This window comes from Brachybacterium sp. EE-P12 (assembly GCF_003711805.1).
In the GTDB taxonomy this organism is placed as follows: Bacteria; Actinomycetota; Actinomycetes; order Actinomycetales; family Dermabacteraceae; genus Brachybacterium.
The window spans coordinates 397,993-412,638 of the sequence record NZ_QXCP01000005.1; the positions used below are offsets into that span (position 1 = coordinate 397,993).

Below are 14,646 nucleotides of genomic sequence, written 5' to 3' on the forward strand. Positions count from 1 at the left end.
CATATAAGCACTCGCACCCTCGTATGATGGCACAGTTGCCGCCCACGGCTGCCGCCGGGGCATAGAATCGTCACGAGTGGAGGAACCCTTCATGAGCGCATGGCCCGGTCGCGGCAAGGCTAGTGACGTAGCTGGGTCGTTGCGCGGTCGAGCGTCGGATTACGCCACGATGATGCGGGAGCCCTGGCACCAGCTGCGGATTGAACTTGTATGGCGCACTCTGGAACCGTTCGTTCGCCCGAGCTCGAAGTGACTCGACGTAGGCTGCGGGGACGGCAGCCTCGCAATGCGGGCGGCGATCAGCGGTCACACCATCACGATTGCAGACGTTGATCCGGACATGGTGGCGGTGGCGACCGACGCGTTGCGCGGGGTGACGTCCGCGCGCTCATGGGAGTCGCTCGTGCTTCACGAACCAGCCGAGGCCGCGTTAGGCGAGCACGCGGAGTTCTATGACGTAGTTACAGCGCACAACGTCCTCGAGTACGTCGCCAACCGGACGGGTTTCGCCCGAGCACTCGCCGGCCGGTCGCGTCCCGGCGGGATCGTGTCGCTGGTGGTGGCCAACCCGGTAGCGGTGCCTTTGACGACAGCCGTGCGCACCCAGGATCCTCGGGCGTTGCTCGGCGACCTGCGCGGGGAAGGCCTGCGACTAGGCATGCCCGGAAAGCACGTTGCCGCGCCTCCAGTAGACACCACGGCGGTCGTCGATGAGATTGTGGCGGCCGGGTTCACGCCCGTGGGCTTCTACGGAATCCGGGTCTTCAACGAGGTGATGACTGACGAGCACCGCAAGCACGAGCCTGGCTGGTTGACCGATATGGTCGAGGCCGAACTTCTCGCCGCCGAGCGTGAGGAGTACCGGGCGATAGCCCGGCACCATCACCTCGTCTTTCGCCGCGAGGGCTGAGGTCTACGCCGATGCTTCGCCGCATTCGCCGATGTGGCGGACGTCGTACCGACGAGACTGCGGAAGACCGTAACCCACTGGTCCGGGGATACGTAGGCCACGACGGCGTCTGCCGGTACCCCTGCAGCACCGAGGCTCTCGCGCACCAAGGCCGAGGGGTATTTCTTACTCAGCGACGCCCTCACCGACCCGCCGACGCCGCTGAACGCGAGCTCGACCATCGCGGTGTACGCCCGCATCCGGCCAGTTTCGATCAACGGAGAGTCGCGACGGCGCAGGTGCAAGACCCCAGCGTCGACCCGGGGAACTGGCCGGAAGTCGGTCCGGGGGATCCGTCCACGTAGCTCCCACTCGTGTTCCGGCCAGGTCGTGGCCGTCAGGCGGCTCCAACGGCCGTACGCACCAGTACGCTTCTTGGCGTACTCGAGTTGGGTGATAAACGTTGCCGACCTGACCGCTTCGAGACTCAACACTCGGTCAACGATCGCCGACGTCGCCCCAAAGGGGATGTTTCCAACAACCTTGATTGGGCCGGTCGGCAAGACAGCCGAGAGGAAGTCCTCGTAGACGATCTCGATGTTCGTCCGACGGGCGACTTCCGCCTCAAGTTTGCTCGACCAGCTTCGGTCGACCTCGTAGGCCACGAGGCGCGCACAGCGGTCGGCGAGTAGCCCGGTAAGTGCGCCTGAGCCGGCGCCAACCTCCACCACCTCGTCGTCACGCTCCAGTTCGGCGGCGTCCAGGAATCTGGAGATGGATCTCGGAGTGACCAGAAAATTTTGCGAGAGCGTCCGTCGACGCTCATCGCGCGACGTTTGAGTCCGGCTCATGGCGCTCCCTCCGTGGCTTCCCGTGGTGGCGTCCCTCTGAGTGGTGCGGTTCCGCACCAGCCGTAGGGCGCATGGGTCAAGCATGCTGCAGTCCCAGAGTACCTGGTCACTGGGAACGTGAATCGCCTGTAAGTGTTCGTGGTGGCCGGCCCGGGGGACTGCCGCACGATGAGGTGACAGTATGACCTGCCCTACGGTTAGGTTTCCACTCTTGGTCGCTAGCTTCCGATGGTGGTGAGTGCCCGCGGGGTGCGGGCGAGGTCGTAGTCGTGGGGTGTCGCGTACTCGAGGGAGGAGTGCCGGCGACGACGGTTGTAGAACACCTCGATGTACTCGAAGATCGCGTTCGCGAGCTCGATGCGCGTCTTCCACTTCTTCCGGTTCAGCAGCTCGATCTGCATCGTCGACCAGAACGACTCCATCATCGCATTGTCGAGGCCATCGCCGACGGTCCCGAACGACGGCAGCAGTCCCGCTGAACGGATCTTCTGAGTGAAGACCCAGGAGGTGAACTGGACTCCGTGATCCGCATGAACGATCCCTCCGGGCCCTGGCTGACGTGCACGGATTGCCATGTCCAGAGCGTTCACGACCAGGGTGGAGTCCTGTTTGGAGTCGATAGCCCAGCCGATGATCTTGCGGCTGCAAGCATCCAGCACGGCGGCGCAGTAGATCTTGCCCTCCCGGGTGGGATGCTCGGTGATGTCCGTGACCCACAGCTCGTTCAGCGCGAGACGGTGGAACTTGCGGTTGACCAGGTCGTCCGCTGTGGCGACCCCCTTGAGTCGCTTGATTCTGGCTGGGCCTGGAAGGCCACCGATTCCGGCGCGAGTCATGAGGACGGAGATGACCCGGCTGGAACACGGAATGTTCATTCCGATGGTGAGCTCGGCGTGGATGCGGCGGTAGCCGTAGGTGCCGCGGGAGGCGACGCGGATCTCCCGGATCAGGCCGGTCAGCCAGCGGCGGCGCAGCTCAGTGGCACTGGTCGGGCGCTTTCGGTACCGGTAGTAGCCCTGACGGGAGACGCCCAGTAGGCGGCAGCAGGTGCTTGTGGGTGCCCCGGCGTCGACGAGTCGGTCGATCACCGGGTGCGCCCTTTTGGGGCAACTCCTCCCTCCTCGTCGAGCCACGTCGCGGCCCGGCGGAGGATCGCGATCTCCTGCTCGAGCTGGCGGACACGGCCGCGCGCCGCGCGGAGCTCGGCAGATTCCTGACTGCTTAGTCCCGGCCGGCGGCCGAGGTCGATATCGTCCTGTCGCAGCCAGTTGTGGAGGGTGACCTCGTGGATGCCCAGGTCCAGTGCGGTCTGCTTGACCTGGCGGCCCTCGCGGACCAGAGCGAGGTCAAGTCCCTGGAAGTGGTGTAGCGATCCTTCGCTGAGGGGTCAGGCGGTCAGGGCGGGTAGGGAGCTTGTGGTGACCTCCTCGGTGCTGGTGTCGGGGACGAGGCTGAGGCGGCAGCGGGCCAGGACGTCCAGTCCGAGGTAGCGGCGTCCTTCGGCCCACTCGTCGGTCTGTTCGGCCAGGACCGCGCCGACGAGGCGGACGATCGCCTCGCGGGTGGGGAAGATGCCGACGGAATCGGTGCGGCGACGGATCTCCTTGTTCAACCGCTCGGTGGGATTGTTTGACCAGATCTGCACCCACACATCCTTCGGGAACGCCGTGAACGCGAGAAGGTCCGCGCGGGCGGCATCGAGGTGCTCGGCCACGGCCGGGAGCTTCTCGCTCACGTAGTCCAGGAGCCGGTCGAACTGGGCGTTGACCGCTGCTGCGTCGGGCTGGTCATAGACGCTGTGCAGCATCGCCTTCACCGCTGGCCACATGCTCTTCGGCGTCACGGCCATGAGGTTCGCCGCGTAGTGGGTGCGGCACCGCTGCCAGGCCGCCCCGGGAAGATGCGCGGCGATCGCCTCCACCAGTCCCGCATGCGCATCGGAGGTCACCAGGCGCACCCCGGCGAGGCCGCGGGCGACGAGGTCCGCGAAGAAGCCGTTCCACGCAGCTCCGGTCTCGCTGGTCGCGACCCGCATGCCGAGCACTTCGCGGTGCCCGTCGCCGTTGACGCCGGTCGCGAGCAGGACGACGGCGTTGATCACGCGCCCACCCTCACGGACCTTCATCGTCAGCGCATCGGCGGAGACGAACGTGAACGGCCCGGCCTCGTCCAGGGGACGGTGGCGGAACTGCTCGACGTGCTCGTCCAACGACTCCGCCATCCTGCTGACCTGCGACTTCGAAAGACTGTTGATGCCCAGGGTCTTCACGAGCTTATCCATCCGGCGCGTGGAGACACCGGCGAGATAGCAGTCCGCGACGACCGTGATCAGGGCTGACTCGGCGCGCTTGCGCCGCTCGAGCAGCCACTCGGGGAAGTAGGTGCCGGTGCGGAGCTTGGGAACGGCGACGTCGATCGTGCCGACGCGGGTGTCGAGGTCGCGGTGGCGGTAGCCGTTGCGCTGCGCAGAACGACCAGCGCTGGGCCGGCCGTACTCCGCGCCGGCAACAGCGTCCGCGTCCGCGGAGAGCAGGGTGTTGATCACGTCCTGGAGCAGGCTGCGCATCAGATCCGGGGACGCCTCGGCCAGGGCTTCGCCGAGCAGGCCGGAAGGGTCGACAATGTGAGGAGCGGTCATCGTGATGACTCCGTTCGAGAGTGCTGTGAGAGGTTCACTCGAAGGATCACACGGTGGCCGCGTCCTTGTCCGGGACGATCACAGGGCCACCGCGCTACACCACTATCGGGGACTCAACTGCGGCGCGTCCTCCTCGCAGGACAGCTCCACCCCTCTGCCCTCGACAGGGCCTTACGCGATCGGCAGTCACCTCTCACGGCTCGCTCGTCGCCGCCCGTCCAGCGGGGAGCCGCGCGCCAGAGAGAGGAGTGCTGTCAGGATTCGGCCACAGGTCGGCGAGATCGCGCTCCGAGAGCGGAGTCGGGGACGCTTCGAGACGCTGCGCGATCGCCGCCACGACATCGGAGTGTTGGCGCAGCAGCTGCTCCACCTCGGCTCCGGCGGTCAGCAAAAGGCCTTCGAAGGTCAGGGGTCCTTCGTGCCCGGCGGGAGCAGCTCCCCATGCGATCAGCTGCGTGAGGCAGCCGGCGACCTGAGCCATGTCGTTACGTGCACCCCAGTCGCGGACACCGTCCAGTCTGTCCTGCACATCCCCAGCGATGCTGACCTTCGCCGAGGACCATACGATCTCCCCTCCCGTCGTCCCGGTGCCGGCGTCACTCGAGTGCACGGATCCACCGATGGTGACGTTCTCCTCGTGGGAGATGTAGGCCGAGATGATCGTGCCCCCACCGAGGTGCCCGATGAGCACATGCGCAGCCTCGTGTCGGGCGCGCCGAGACGTCCCCGACCAGTGTCGCGGCGGGGTCCGCTCGGCGATCTGGCCGGCGGTCCGGCGAACCTCCTCGAGGGGCGCTCCGTCCCGGTGGTGCAGGTACGCGGCATCGGCCACGGGCGCGGTGAACTCCTTGCGCAGCGCCACCGTGGACGGCGTGACGTGCAGGAGCGCCGACGACCCACGGCCTGAGTCTGCAGCGCTCGCGCGGCGACGGTGGACGCGCACGATGCCCCGCCGGATGTAGACCACCCCGAAGATTGCCATGAGGTAGACGGCCACCTCCGCGGCACCGAAGCGATCCGCGAAGAAGACCAGAGAGGCGACAACCAGGGGCGCCAGAACGATCATCGCCAGGCCGGTGAGGACCGCCGGCGCGATGTCGAACAGGTACCCGCGAAGTGCGTGCAGCGAGGCTCGCATCCGGCGGGCCTTCGGCTCCTCGAGCGCGGTGGCGACGACCGCGGCGTCGGTGATGCCCTCTCCGAGGCCGCCGACGACGCGCTCGGCGCGCTTGGCGTGGGGGTTGGTCTTCATCAGGAATGTCCCTTCGGAGCAAACGCATCGGCTCGCGCCATGCGGGAGGCGTGTTCGGGCGACCGGGTGGAGATGTAGCGGTCTTCGTAGTCGCTGTAGCCAGGGCGGGGCAGGTAGGTGTATCCGCCCGATGGGAGATCTATCCCGCCGGGCTCGGCGGACCGAAAGCCGGACGTGTGCCTCCACGGCAGCGGATCGAACCCACCGTCCGGCGCCGGAACCTCTCCGTCGCCGCCGCAGCCGAGACAGCCGAACGGGGTCTTGGACTGGCCGACACGCACCTGGATCTCGTGCACGCCTTCGCCGTCACAGTCGGGGCAGGGGGCAAGATCGGCCGTCCGGACGGCCTTCTCTCGCGGCGAGCCAGAGTCGACGGCCATCAGCGCTGCTCGTCCTCGGAGAGACCGGCCTCGGTCATGGCGGCAGCGATGCGGTGCTCGAGGCCGGAGCTGGAGTCGTCGCCGTACCCGTTCAGCTCGACACTCCAGCCGCACCCGATGCACAGATACGTCGGCTTTCGACTGTTCGGAGGGTCGGGCGGGAACCACTCGACGCGGTGGTACTCGAACGCCTTCGTCGCAGCAGTCACCCGACTGGCACTGCCCGACGACTGGCCTGCCGAACGTGCTGGCGCGTCGTGATCGCTGATGGTCCTGTTGACGGTCATGTTCAGCTCTCCTTGATGTCGTGGGGCATGTCCGTGCCGCAAGGAGCGACCTCTTCCAGCACCGCTCGCAGCTCCGCTGGCCCGACGTGCACGGCGGCCGTGTGGTCCCTCCCTCGGTGCCGCTCGCGCACGTGGACGGTCACCTCTCCGGTACGAGCAGAAAGCTGACCGGCGGAGAGGGTCAGCGCGTCGCCATGTCGGTCGAAGATGGTCACCCTGCCCGCCTTCGCGGTGCATCCTTGCCGGACCGACTGCCCTCGCATGGCGCTCTGAGCGGGTTCGTCCACGGCCAGCGCGTCTTCGAGGGCGGGGCGGACGTAGTCGATGAACTCGTTCTGGCAGTCGGGACCGATCTGCTCCCACGACCGCCGGGTGTAGTAGCCGTTGTGGCGACGCTCAGCGCGCATCTCGAAGGCGCGGTGCATCGCCCGAGCGCCAGCGACGACCTGCGCCTCTGTCGCTCTCTTGTGCTGATCCGGGGCACGGGTCTCGGCGACCATCGGGGCGCTCCTCTTCGAATGGTGTCGGGTTCTTCCGACTCACCTCTGAGCCGTTCAACGAGGTAGTGGGCGGCGGCGGGACCTCGCGGGACGGAACCGCCTGGCCCGGCCCGAGCGCGCTCCCTCCACCCCTGCACACCGCTCCCCCACCCTGCCGGAGCCTCCGTACGCGCAGGTCTGAACGGGAGTGACACCGAATCCCCCATCGCGCCGGTCCCCGTATGCCCTATGAGGGAATCTGGATCCATATCCCCCTCATACATACATACATCTCTCTCAAGAAGTCATAGAGAGAAAGGAAGGATATGGGTGCGTTTCCGGATTGACCTGCACGTTCAATGGGTGGAGCGGCGTCGGCGCACGGTGGCGCAGGGCGTGGCGAAACCGCTATACGTCCCCTCTGACCTGGTATGCCTTCGCCGGCTGGCGATGTTGGCGCTCGCACCGCGAGGGGGATACCGAATGGACGAGCGCGCAGCCGCGACCATGCGCGAGAAGATCGCCCCCTCGACTGGCCGCAGCAACGGACCGAGCAACCCCACCTCGCTCTGCTGGCGGCTCCCGCAGCAGGCAGAAGGGGCTCGCATCTCCCTGCTGGCCATGTAGAGGAGGATGCCGTAGTAGACCAGAAGCAGGACGATGAACAGCACGACGGCCCCGCTCATCTCGAGCGCTCCGGCGCCCGGCTGGATCTGCTCATGGCTGTGCCTCCCGGCGCGCCTGCCCCTCTAGCTCGACCTTCGAGATTCCACCGAGCCCCGTGGGGTGGCCGGACATGGCGCCCCCTAGTCGGTCGTCACATGCAGGCGAGCTTCGATGGTGGCGAGGATGGCCTCGTCGCCGTACTCGTCGCACAGTTGCTGAGCGGCGTCGCTGTCGGCGCAGATGGTGGTGGAGTCAGCCATCGCCCACTCGGTCACGGGCCGTGCGGTCGCGTCCATGATGAGCGGACGAGGGAAGGGATCGAGCAGCGTCTTTACTCCCCGCTGGGTCACTCTGACCTGCATCTCCCCTTCGTCAGAGACGAAGCCGTCGTCGAACGGGAACACATCCTCGGAGGCACCCTCGCCCAACGGAGGGGTGAGGAACGTGAGGAGGACGTATCCCCCTGCTGGGCCGGAGTTGATGTTGATGGGGACACAGTCCGAGGGGAAGGTGAATGCATCGACCCGCTCCTGAACCTTGTCGGAGGAGGCGGGGATGCTCGTGCACCCAGTCAGGGCAAAGTGTGCACTTGCCCCCATGGCGAGGACGAGTAGCGTCCTGCGGTGAACCACCGCTTCACCCCCTTCAGGCTGACGCAGCGACGAGCTCGTCGAATGCCGCGGCTTCGTCGGGCGTGAGCAGGGCGCGGATGGAATCGGGCCGCGCCGAGTGGCCGTCGCGTTCCGCGGCGAGGTCGACGTACTCGCGGCGCTCGTCCTCGGCGTCCGGGCTGCTCCAGACGCGTCGGGCCTGCGCGAGGTCGGAGCTCGGATGGTCCCACTCGCGTGCGAACCAGAGCGCGAACGCGACATCGTCGCGCGTGGTCTTGGTCTTCGTGGCCGTGGTGGTCGGTGCGGACATCGTAGCCTCCGTCGGACGTGCGGGTGGGTCCGACAGATCAGTGGGCGCAGTCGACACGTCGCGGGACGTTTCCCTTCCTGTGGGGAGCTGTCGGCGTGAGCCGAGGGGTTTCAGCTACCGGCGCCATGACCTCCCGCGGCGCCCACGCCCACCTCACCGACAGGATGCGAGGCACCCTCTCGACGGAGCCGCCCTGCGCTGCGCGGTGCACAGCGGATCATCGCAGCAAAGCGGACAGCCCCGTTCATGCGAGGGCCCGCCGAAGGCGGACGTCAAAGCGGGCCCGAAGCGGCGAGATCAAAGGACGATCGAGAAGAGCAGCAGAACCGCCACGGCGCCGGCGAAGCCAGCAAGGAGCATCCAGAACCCACAGGAGGCCCGACCGGTCTTGGCAGCGACCAGGGGGACCGCGGCTGTGAGGAGGACGCAGACGGTGCAACCGGCCGCGGCGATCAGAAGCGGATCGGCGGAGGTAGAGGTGTCCATCACTGCTCGGCCTTCCGCTCGTCGGTGCGCGAGCTGTCCCGGGCGAGGGTGAGGGTGCCGCCGAAGAAGCTTCCGCCGACGTAGTGGATGGGCCGTCCGCGGATGATCTGAGTGCGAGCGACGACGCGCGCGTTGGCATCGCCGAGCGAGCCCTTGAACCAGTAGGTCTGAACGCCGCCCATGTTGCTCACGACGATCCCGAAGTGCCCCACAGGAGTGTCATCGTCGATGAAGGGGCCGGCGAGGCTGACGCGCTCAGCGTCGCTGCGGACCTCGGCGTAGGTGGCGGCGTTGTCAGAGGGGTAGTCCGCGACGGGGACGGGGTGGCGCGGGGCGTAGACGGTGTGCATGGCGGAGCAGTGGGCGACGAGGACCTCCCACGGGACACCCCGGAACGCTTGAGCACAACGCCCGCGCCACGATCGGTCGCACTCAGCGGTAGCCGACGGCTGGTTCCGTGCCCACAACGCGGACCTGGTTGTCGCACCCGGTGGGTACAGGACGCTCATATGGGTGGCGCAGGGGATGCTCGGAGAACCCGTCCATCGCCAACAACAGCGGGCTGAGTTCGGTGTCGCGCCCGCCGCCCGGGCCAGACGCGATCGGATGCAGGCGCTGTCCGCGCTGCATGGAGGGCCACGCAGTCAGGGCCTCTCTCTGTCCACCCAGCGCTGCACGTACCGCGCGCCCATGACGGCCATGATCGCTACCCCGGTGGAAACCAACACGGGCTCCCGGCCCCGCGACCACAGGTCGCTCAGCGTGCCTGGATCCGGCGCGATCGACCCGGGAAGCAGCGCACCCGCAGCAGTCATCCCCAGAGACAGCACCCAGACCAGCGCAACCAGGCTCGCGACCAATGCGACGCATGTGAGAGCCCAGGCGAGCAGATGAGCGGCCAAGACCGCGCCCCGAGGGATGGGACGCCTCATGATCTTCGCTTCCGCTGCTGAGGGTCCTCGGAAGCAGCGTCATGCGCACCACCTGGCGGCATCAGGCTCCAGAGCATGTAGATGAGGGCCGAGAACGCCACCCAGACGCAGGTGGCGTTGCCCAGGAGGAGTAGCGCGACCCCGGGGAGCATGGCGGCCCCCCGAGCATCTGCGCAGTGCCAGCGGAGGATTGCTGCAGGAGGATGCCGGGCACCCAGAGCACCGCCACCACGACAACCCCGAACACCGCCCTCCGGGGAACGTGGAGCACTGTGCGCCACGGTGCCGGTGTATCGCCCTGTCCGGTGGTGGGCAGCGCTGCCCACGCCTCAGGGGAACGCAGGAGCGACTGCAGGCGACGATGGATCACGACGCCGACCGTGAGCGCGAGCATGCTGATCGCCAGGCCGACGAGGGCGCCGCGGGCATCTCCCCCAGGCGGCAGCACCGAGGATGAGATGAGCGAGTAGCCCGTGCCGAGCACAGCGAATGCGGCGGCGATGATCGCGCTGCCGCTGTATCTGAGGGCGGCAGGGCGCGTCGCGAGGGCTTCCAGACGGTTCCTCGGGGTCACAGTGAACTGCTGGTCGTTGATGGTGGCGGTGAAGCTCATGAGGCGTCCCCTTCCTTGTCTGGCTCCGCGGGTCCGATCACCAGGTCGCCGTACCCCTTCATGGCCACCGTGCCGCCCGGGTGGGACACCCTCGCCCGGCCCGCCTTGGCGGCGTCCTTGTCCATCAGGGCGACCTCCGTTCCGAGCTCGATGCTCATCGGGAGACCCCCTCCCTTGCCGTGTCGCCGATGCTTCCGACGTCACCTTCCCAGTGGGCGGGCCGATCGTCTCGAGGGACGAGCCACAAGACACAGCCCGCCATCCCCCGAAGCGGCGCCGAAGCCGAGATCATGGACGCATCATGATCACCGCGTACGCCCGCATCGCCCTCGCTGTCGACTACACCGACGTCCCCTCTCGCGACCGCACCATCGACGCCTTCGAGCAATCCACCATCACCGGAGAAGGGGCGACGTGGGAGGAAGCACAAGCCGCCTGCCCTGTCCCAGAGGACGCACAGGTACTGTCCTGGTCTCGCTGGCCCATCTGAGCCACCTCCGCCCCGTCGATGAGGGCTCCCCATGCCGCGCCGGCTCAGCGTCGCAGCGCATATGAAGCCAAGATCACGACCATCCCCAGTCCTGTTCGGTCGCGGGGGACTCGGCCATGCGAGTGGTCCTTCCGGGGCGGGATGAGAAGGCGTGGTCGCCGCGTCAGTGGGTGCTGCCAGCCTTGGCGGGACGCCGGACCTGCTTCTCGTCCCGCGACTGCACGAGCTCGCCCACTTCGGTGGTGACGAAGCCGCTCCAGAGACCCACAGGGAGTAGGCCAGCCATGGCTCTGCACGTCATCGACACCTTCCCCACCTCCGCTCAGCGCACCGGCCCTGACGGGAGCACCGAAGAGGTCGCCATCACGCTCGGCACCGGGTACGACGACGCCGGCCGTGCCCTCTTCGGCGAGGTCTACCCGGCGACCCACGGACACGCGTGCGAGTTCACGCATCGGGTCTACCTCCTCGACGAGAGCCTGGACCTTCAGGGCATGTCCCAGCGCGGCCTCCTGCTCGACGCCGGGAGCTCGAGCGGCAGCGGCCAGCTCGTGATTCCGCCCTCGCGCGTCGGCTCGGCGCTGTCCACTCTGGACGTGCCGGTCGCCGCCCTGCGGTCCGGCTCGCGCCCGAGGATCTTCCATGGGAGTCTCGGCCCCATGCCCCCGGTGAGGATCCTCGATCGAGACGAGGCCACCGGCTCGGTGCGCGTGCTCGATCCCTCCCCCACGACCCTGCTGTCGCGGGAGGAGGGCACGCAGCTTCCGGCAGACGTCTGGTTCGACGCCGTTGGCGATCTCGACCTGGATCGCACCGGGTACGTCGACGGCGACGTGCGTCGCCTGACCGCGGGTACCGTGCGCGAGTGGATGGACGACAACTTCGCCGGCCCGGTCGAGGCCGCGCGGATCACCCTCGACGACGAGTCCTACCGGCTTCCGTTCTCCGACTTCGAGTCCGAGACGCAGCCGCGCTGAGGAGACGACATGGCTGACACCCCCGCCCTCCCGCGGAAGACCCCTTGCGCCTCCTGCCCATACCGCCGCGGCGTGCCCTCCGGCGTCTGGGACGAGAGCGAGTACGCGAAGCTGCCCGGCTACGACGGCGACATCCCCGAGCAGACCTCCGCGCGCGTGTTCACCTGCCACCAGCAGGACGGCTCGGTGTGCGCCGGCTGGCTAGGGCACCGCGATCCTCTCGACCTCCTCGCGGTGCGGATCGGCATCACCGACGGGAGGCTGGATCCCTCCTGCGCCGAGTACTCCACAACGGTGCCGCTGTGGCCGACCGGCGCCGACGCCGCCCGTCACGGCAGCGCAGCGATCAGCGACCCCGACGCCCGAGCACGCGCGACGATTGCCAAGCTCGAACGCGCCCGCGTCAGGCGCGAACGTGATCACCGCCCCTGACTCCTGGCGAATCTTTAGACCCGTCGTCCTCTGCCCTCCGAGCCTCGCTAATCTTCGGGAATGAAGCAGATCGACCTGCACCTGCTGGTGTCCCGCGAGGAGCTCCTCAGCGCGCGAGGGAGAACCCATCAACGCCCCCAGCACGAGTATGAGCGACCTCAACGAGAACTCCGTACGACGACTTGGGAGATCGCACGGACGTTCTCCTTGGACGACGATCGCGACTTCAACGACATCCCGTTGAGGTGGGCTGGAGTGCGAGGAGCTATGTACGCGGACCCGTCGCGCTGGTTTCACCCTCCGGGCACGTTGGTGGAGACCTGGGGAGAGCTCGTCCCTGAGCCGTTCAACGAGCACGACGACCACGCTCTCGCCATCGACCTAGACGGCTCGCGCCTCGGATACGCGTCGGCCCGATACGCGTATTACGCGCATGCGAGGATCGCGGCGCTCAACAACACGGGGGCTCGTGTGCTTGTTCCCCTCCAGTATCGCTGCGACTTCGAGCGAACAACCGGGCTCCTTATCGCGAGCGGACTCGTCGCACTGCCGACCTTCGGCGAACTGGACAAGTTGCTGCCCTCGGATGAGGAGTATGCGCGCCTCCTCGACCTACTTTGGGACGCCCTCGAAGAACCGGCTCGCGAACAGATTGTTCGTGACGGCTTCCACCTCACCACTGAGACCCTTCCGTACCTCATCGCGCTGAGGCACCTCGCTCCACAGGCCGGGATTCCATCAGTGGTTCGCCTCAGCGCCGTCCCGCGAGGTGTTGATCGCTATCTCGCTGAGAAGCGCTACGAGCGCCAGAAGCGTGAGACCGCCAGGATCCGGCAGAGGAACGAGAAGATCGTGGCGGACTTCCACGATGGATGGAAGCAGGCCGACATAGCAAGACGCCATGGAGTGTCCTCCGGAATCGTCTCTCGGGCACTGAAGAACGCAGGTGTCGACACCCGCGCTCCCCGTGTCAATCCAGAGCAGCGTCGCATCCGTTCCGAGATCGTCTCGCTGCTTGAAGGCGGGAAGTCCCGTCGCGAGATCAGCGAAACGCTCGGCGTCTCGCACCGGGCGATTTCTGCGGCCGCCGACGAAGCCGGCATCGCCATCCCATCACAGGCCGGGGTCAACGACTACTCCCGCGCCAAGATGCGTGAGCGCCTCGAGATCTGCAGGCACGCCCTTCGTCTTCAAGCTGAAGGTTCCTCCCGTGCGGAGATCGCTCAGCAGCTCGGGGTCAGCAAGGACACGGTCAAGATCCACCTCGCCGACGGCCGCTTCTTCGAGAACCCCAGGGGCAATCCCGATCGCCTGGACCGGGCCCGTGCCCTTCGAAAGGTTGGCGCGACAAAAAGCCAACTGGTCAGCAGCGCGGACCGTCGCGCTCTCCGCGACGCCAACATGCTCGACCTCATCGGCAAGCCGTGGCGCTAGATGCACTAGGCCGCGACGAACACGGCTCAGCTCAGCCTCGACTCTAGGTGTACTGACCGGGGACATTGATCGAGGAAACGGTTGACCTTGTCGTAGCGTCAACGTTTACGGTCGCTTGTCATGACCATTTCAATGATTGACAGTGCCTCGAGCATGAACCGAGTCCTGACGGCGGACGCGAAGGATCGCGCCGACCTCATCCGTGACATGTGGGCTCCGATGGCCGGGATGTACCACTTCATCCCCGGCGGCGTGGACATGGCCACCGTGCACCAGCAGAACTTCGGCTTCCGTCCGGACTCCGCGATCGAGCAGGTCCGCGAAGGTCTGGAATCCCTTGTCGCGGCCGATGCGTGGACCCGCATCGAGAAGGCCCTCGAGGACGGGGTCGCAGCGTTGACGTCTGCCGATCCGGGTGTGACCATCCCCGACCTGAACGTGCTGCTCGTCCTGGGAGATCCGACCAGCCAGCACTTCGTCGACGAGGTGCAAGGGATGTCAGGGTTCGGCGGCATCAGCGGCTACATCGCCATCACCGTCTGGCCCACCTCGCGCGTTCTCGATCGCCTTGAGGCGATCGCGGTCCACGAACTGCACCACAACGTGCGCTATTCACCCGGCGGGATCGTGTGGGACCCACAGACGGTGATGGTTGGCGAGCACGTTGTGTCCGAAGGGCTCGCCGACGTTTTCGCGTCCGAGTTGTATGGCGACGCCGGCTACACCCACTTCGTGCGCGATGAAACCCGCTCCGACGACCAAGTCTTGGCGAAGGTTGCCAGCGGCCTGGGTGTCACAGGAATGGCAGACTTCGCCGCCTGGGTGCTGGGCGACTCCAGCGCACAACTGTTTGAATCGCCCCGGGTCTGGTGGAGGCTCTGAATCCACGGGAGGATGAGGAGCATGGCAGCACCGAGGA

At 67.0% G+C, this 14,646-nt stretch carries 19 protein-coding genes and 1 pseudogene; 7 read left to right on the forward strand and 13 right to left on the reverse strand.

Going from position 1 to position 14,646, the window contains the following annotated elements:
* Positions 1–265: 265 nt before the first annotated feature.
* Positions 266–910: pseudogene (locus D1648_RS09405) on the forward strand (class I SAM-dependent methyltransferase); the annotation flags it as partial.
* On the opposite strand, the gene erm reads toward D1648_RS09405, so the two are convergent.
* The 7 genes from erm to D1648_RS09440 form a co-directional block, all read right to left on the reverse strand.
* A complete protein-coding gene (gene erm, locus D1648_RS09410; protein WP_122941022.1) occupies positions 883–1,740 on the reverse strand; it encodes a 23S ribosomal RNA methyltransferase Erm in 858 nt (285 codons plus the stop codon). The pseudogene D1648_RS09405 and the gene erm overlap by 28 nt on opposite strands.
* 218 nt (positions 1,741–1,958) lie before the next feature.
* Positions 1,959–3,079, reverse strand: a protein-coding gene (locus D1648_RS09415; RefSeq protein ID WP_122941024.1) for an IS3-like element ISAar24 family transposase whose coding sequence is annotated in 2 segments (ribosomal slippage) — positions 1,959–2,848 and positions 2,848–3,079 — 1,122 coding nt in all. Because the reading frame shifts where the segments join, the coding sequence is not laid out codon by codon here.
* A 48-nt stretch (positions 3,080–3,127) separates the two neighbouring features.
* Positions 3,128–4,378 carry an IS256 family transposase gene (locus D1648_RS09420; RefSeq protein ID WP_122941026.1) on the reverse strand — a complete coding sequence of 417 codons (1,251 nt, stop codon included), beginning with the start codon at positions 4,376–4,378 and terminating at the stop codon, positions 3,128–3,130.
* Between the two features lie 193 nt (positions 4,379–4,571).
* Positions 4,572–5,516: a hypothetical protein gene (locus D1648_RS09425; RefSeq protein ID WP_126281980.1), complete on the reverse strand. Its 945-nt coding sequence runs from the start codon at positions 5,514–5,516 to the stop codon at positions 4,572–4,574.
* 113 nt (positions 5,517–5,629) lie between these two features.
* Positions 5,630–6,010: a hypothetical protein gene (locus D1648_RS09430; RefSeq protein ID WP_122941030.1), complete on the reverse strand. Its 381-nt coding sequence runs from the start codon at positions 6,008–6,010 to the stop codon at positions 5,630–5,632.
* A complete protein-coding gene (locus tag D1648_RS09435) occupies positions 6,010–6,297 on the reverse strand; it encodes a hypothetical protein (RefSeq protein WP_122941032.1) in 288 nt (95 codons plus the stop codon). Before D1648_RS09435 ends, D1648_RS09430 begins: the two co-directional genes overlap by 1 nt.
* Before the next feature lie 2 nt (positions 6,298–6,299).
* Positions 6,300–6,797: a hypothetical protein gene (locus D1648_RS09440; protein ID WP_122941034.1), complete on the reverse strand. Its 498-nt coding sequence runs from the start codon at positions 6,795–6,797 to the stop codon at positions 6,300–6,302.
* Positions 6,798–7,259: 462 nt separating this feature from the next.
* Between D1648_RS09440 and D1648_RS17895 the strand changes: the two genes are divergently transcribed.
* The gene (locus D1648_RS17895; RefSeq protein ID WP_164518659.1) at positions 7,260–7,403 is read left to right on the forward strand and encodes a hypothetical protein; all 144 of its coding nucleotides are present in this window, start codon (positions 7,260–7,262) and stop codon (positions 7,401–7,403) included.
* 179 nt (positions 7,404–7,582) lie between these two features.
* Here the strand turns inward: D1648_RS17895 and D1648_RS17790 are convergent, their stop codons facing one another.
* From D1648_RS17790 to D1648_RS17900, 6 genes are all read right to left on the reverse strand, one after another.
* Positions 7,583–7,846: a hypothetical protein gene (locus tag D1648_RS17790; RefSeq protein ID WP_126281981.1), complete on the reverse strand. Its 264-nt coding sequence runs from the start codon at positions 7,844–7,846 to the stop codon at positions 7,583–7,585.
* Positions 7,847–8,087: 241 nt separating this feature from the next.
* The gene (locus D1648_RS09455; protein WP_122941041.1) at positions 8,088–8,363 is read right to left on the reverse strand and encodes a hypothetical protein; all 276 of its coding nucleotides are present in this window, start codon (positions 8,361–8,363) and stop codon (positions 8,088–8,090) included.
* Between the two features lie 297 nt (positions 8,364–8,660).
* A complete protein-coding gene (locus D1648_RS09460) occupies positions 8,661–8,849 on the reverse strand; it encodes a hypothetical protein (protein ID WP_122941043.1) in 189 nt (62 codons plus the stop codon).
* Complete coding sequence (locus D1648_RS09465; RefSeq protein ID WP_122941045.1) at positions 8,849–9,199, reverse strand: hypothetical protein; 351 nt, start codon at positions 9,197–9,199, stop codon at positions 8,849–8,851. Before D1648_RS09465 ends, D1648_RS09460 begins: the two co-directional genes overlap by 1 nt.
* 643 nt (positions 9,200–9,842) lie before the next feature.
* Positions 9,843–10,394 (reverse strand): hypothetical protein, encoded by a 552-nt coding sequence (locus D1648_RS09475; RefSeq protein WP_122941050.1) that lies wholly within the window; start codon positions 10,392–10,394, stop codon positions 9,843–9,845.
* Complete coding sequence (locus D1648_RS17900; RefSeq protein WP_164518660.1) at positions 10,391–10,552, reverse strand: hypothetical protein; 162 nt, start codon at positions 10,550–10,552, stop codon at positions 10,391–10,393. The genes D1648_RS09475 and D1648_RS17900 overlap by 4 nt, the downstream gene beginning before the upstream one ends.
* 143 nt (positions 10,553–10,695) lie before the next feature.
* Between D1648_RS17900 and D1648_RS09480 the strand changes: the two genes are divergently transcribed.
* The 5 genes from D1648_RS09480 (at position 10,696) to D1648_RS09500 (ending at position 14,609) form a co-directional block, all read left to right on the forward strand.
* Positions 10,696–10,884: a hypothetical protein gene (locus tag D1648_RS09480; RefSeq protein WP_122941052.1), complete on the forward strand. Its 189-nt coding sequence runs from the start codon at positions 10,696–10,698 to the stop codon at positions 10,882–10,884.
* A 284-nt stretch (positions 10,885–11,168) separates the two neighbouring features.
* Positions 11,169–11,861 carry a hypothetical protein gene (locus D1648_RS09485; protein ID WP_122941054.1) on the forward strand — a complete coding sequence of 231 codons (693 nt, stop codon included), beginning with the start codon at positions 11,169–11,171 and terminating at the stop codon, positions 11,859–11,861.
* Between the two features lie 9 nt (positions 11,862–11,870).
* Positions 11,871–12,293, forward strand: a complete 423-nt coding sequence (locus tag D1648_RS09490; protein WP_126281982.1) for a DUF6283 family protein — start codon at positions 11,871–11,873, stop codon at positions 12,291–12,293.
* Positions 12,294–12,353: 60 nt separating this feature from the next.
* Positions 12,354–13,727, forward strand: coding sequence for a LuxR C-terminal-related transcriptional regulator (locus D1648_RS09495; RefSeq protein ID WP_122941059.1), 1,374 nt, complete (start codon positions 12,354–12,356; stop codon positions 13,725–13,727).
* Positions 13,728–13,847: 120 nt separating this feature from the next.
* Positions 13,848–14,609, forward strand: coding sequence for a DUF2268 domain-containing protein (locus D1648_RS09500; protein ID WP_122941061.1), 762 nt, complete (start codon positions 13,848–13,850; stop codon positions 14,607–14,609).
* Positions 14,610–14,646 lie beyond the last annotated feature (37 nt).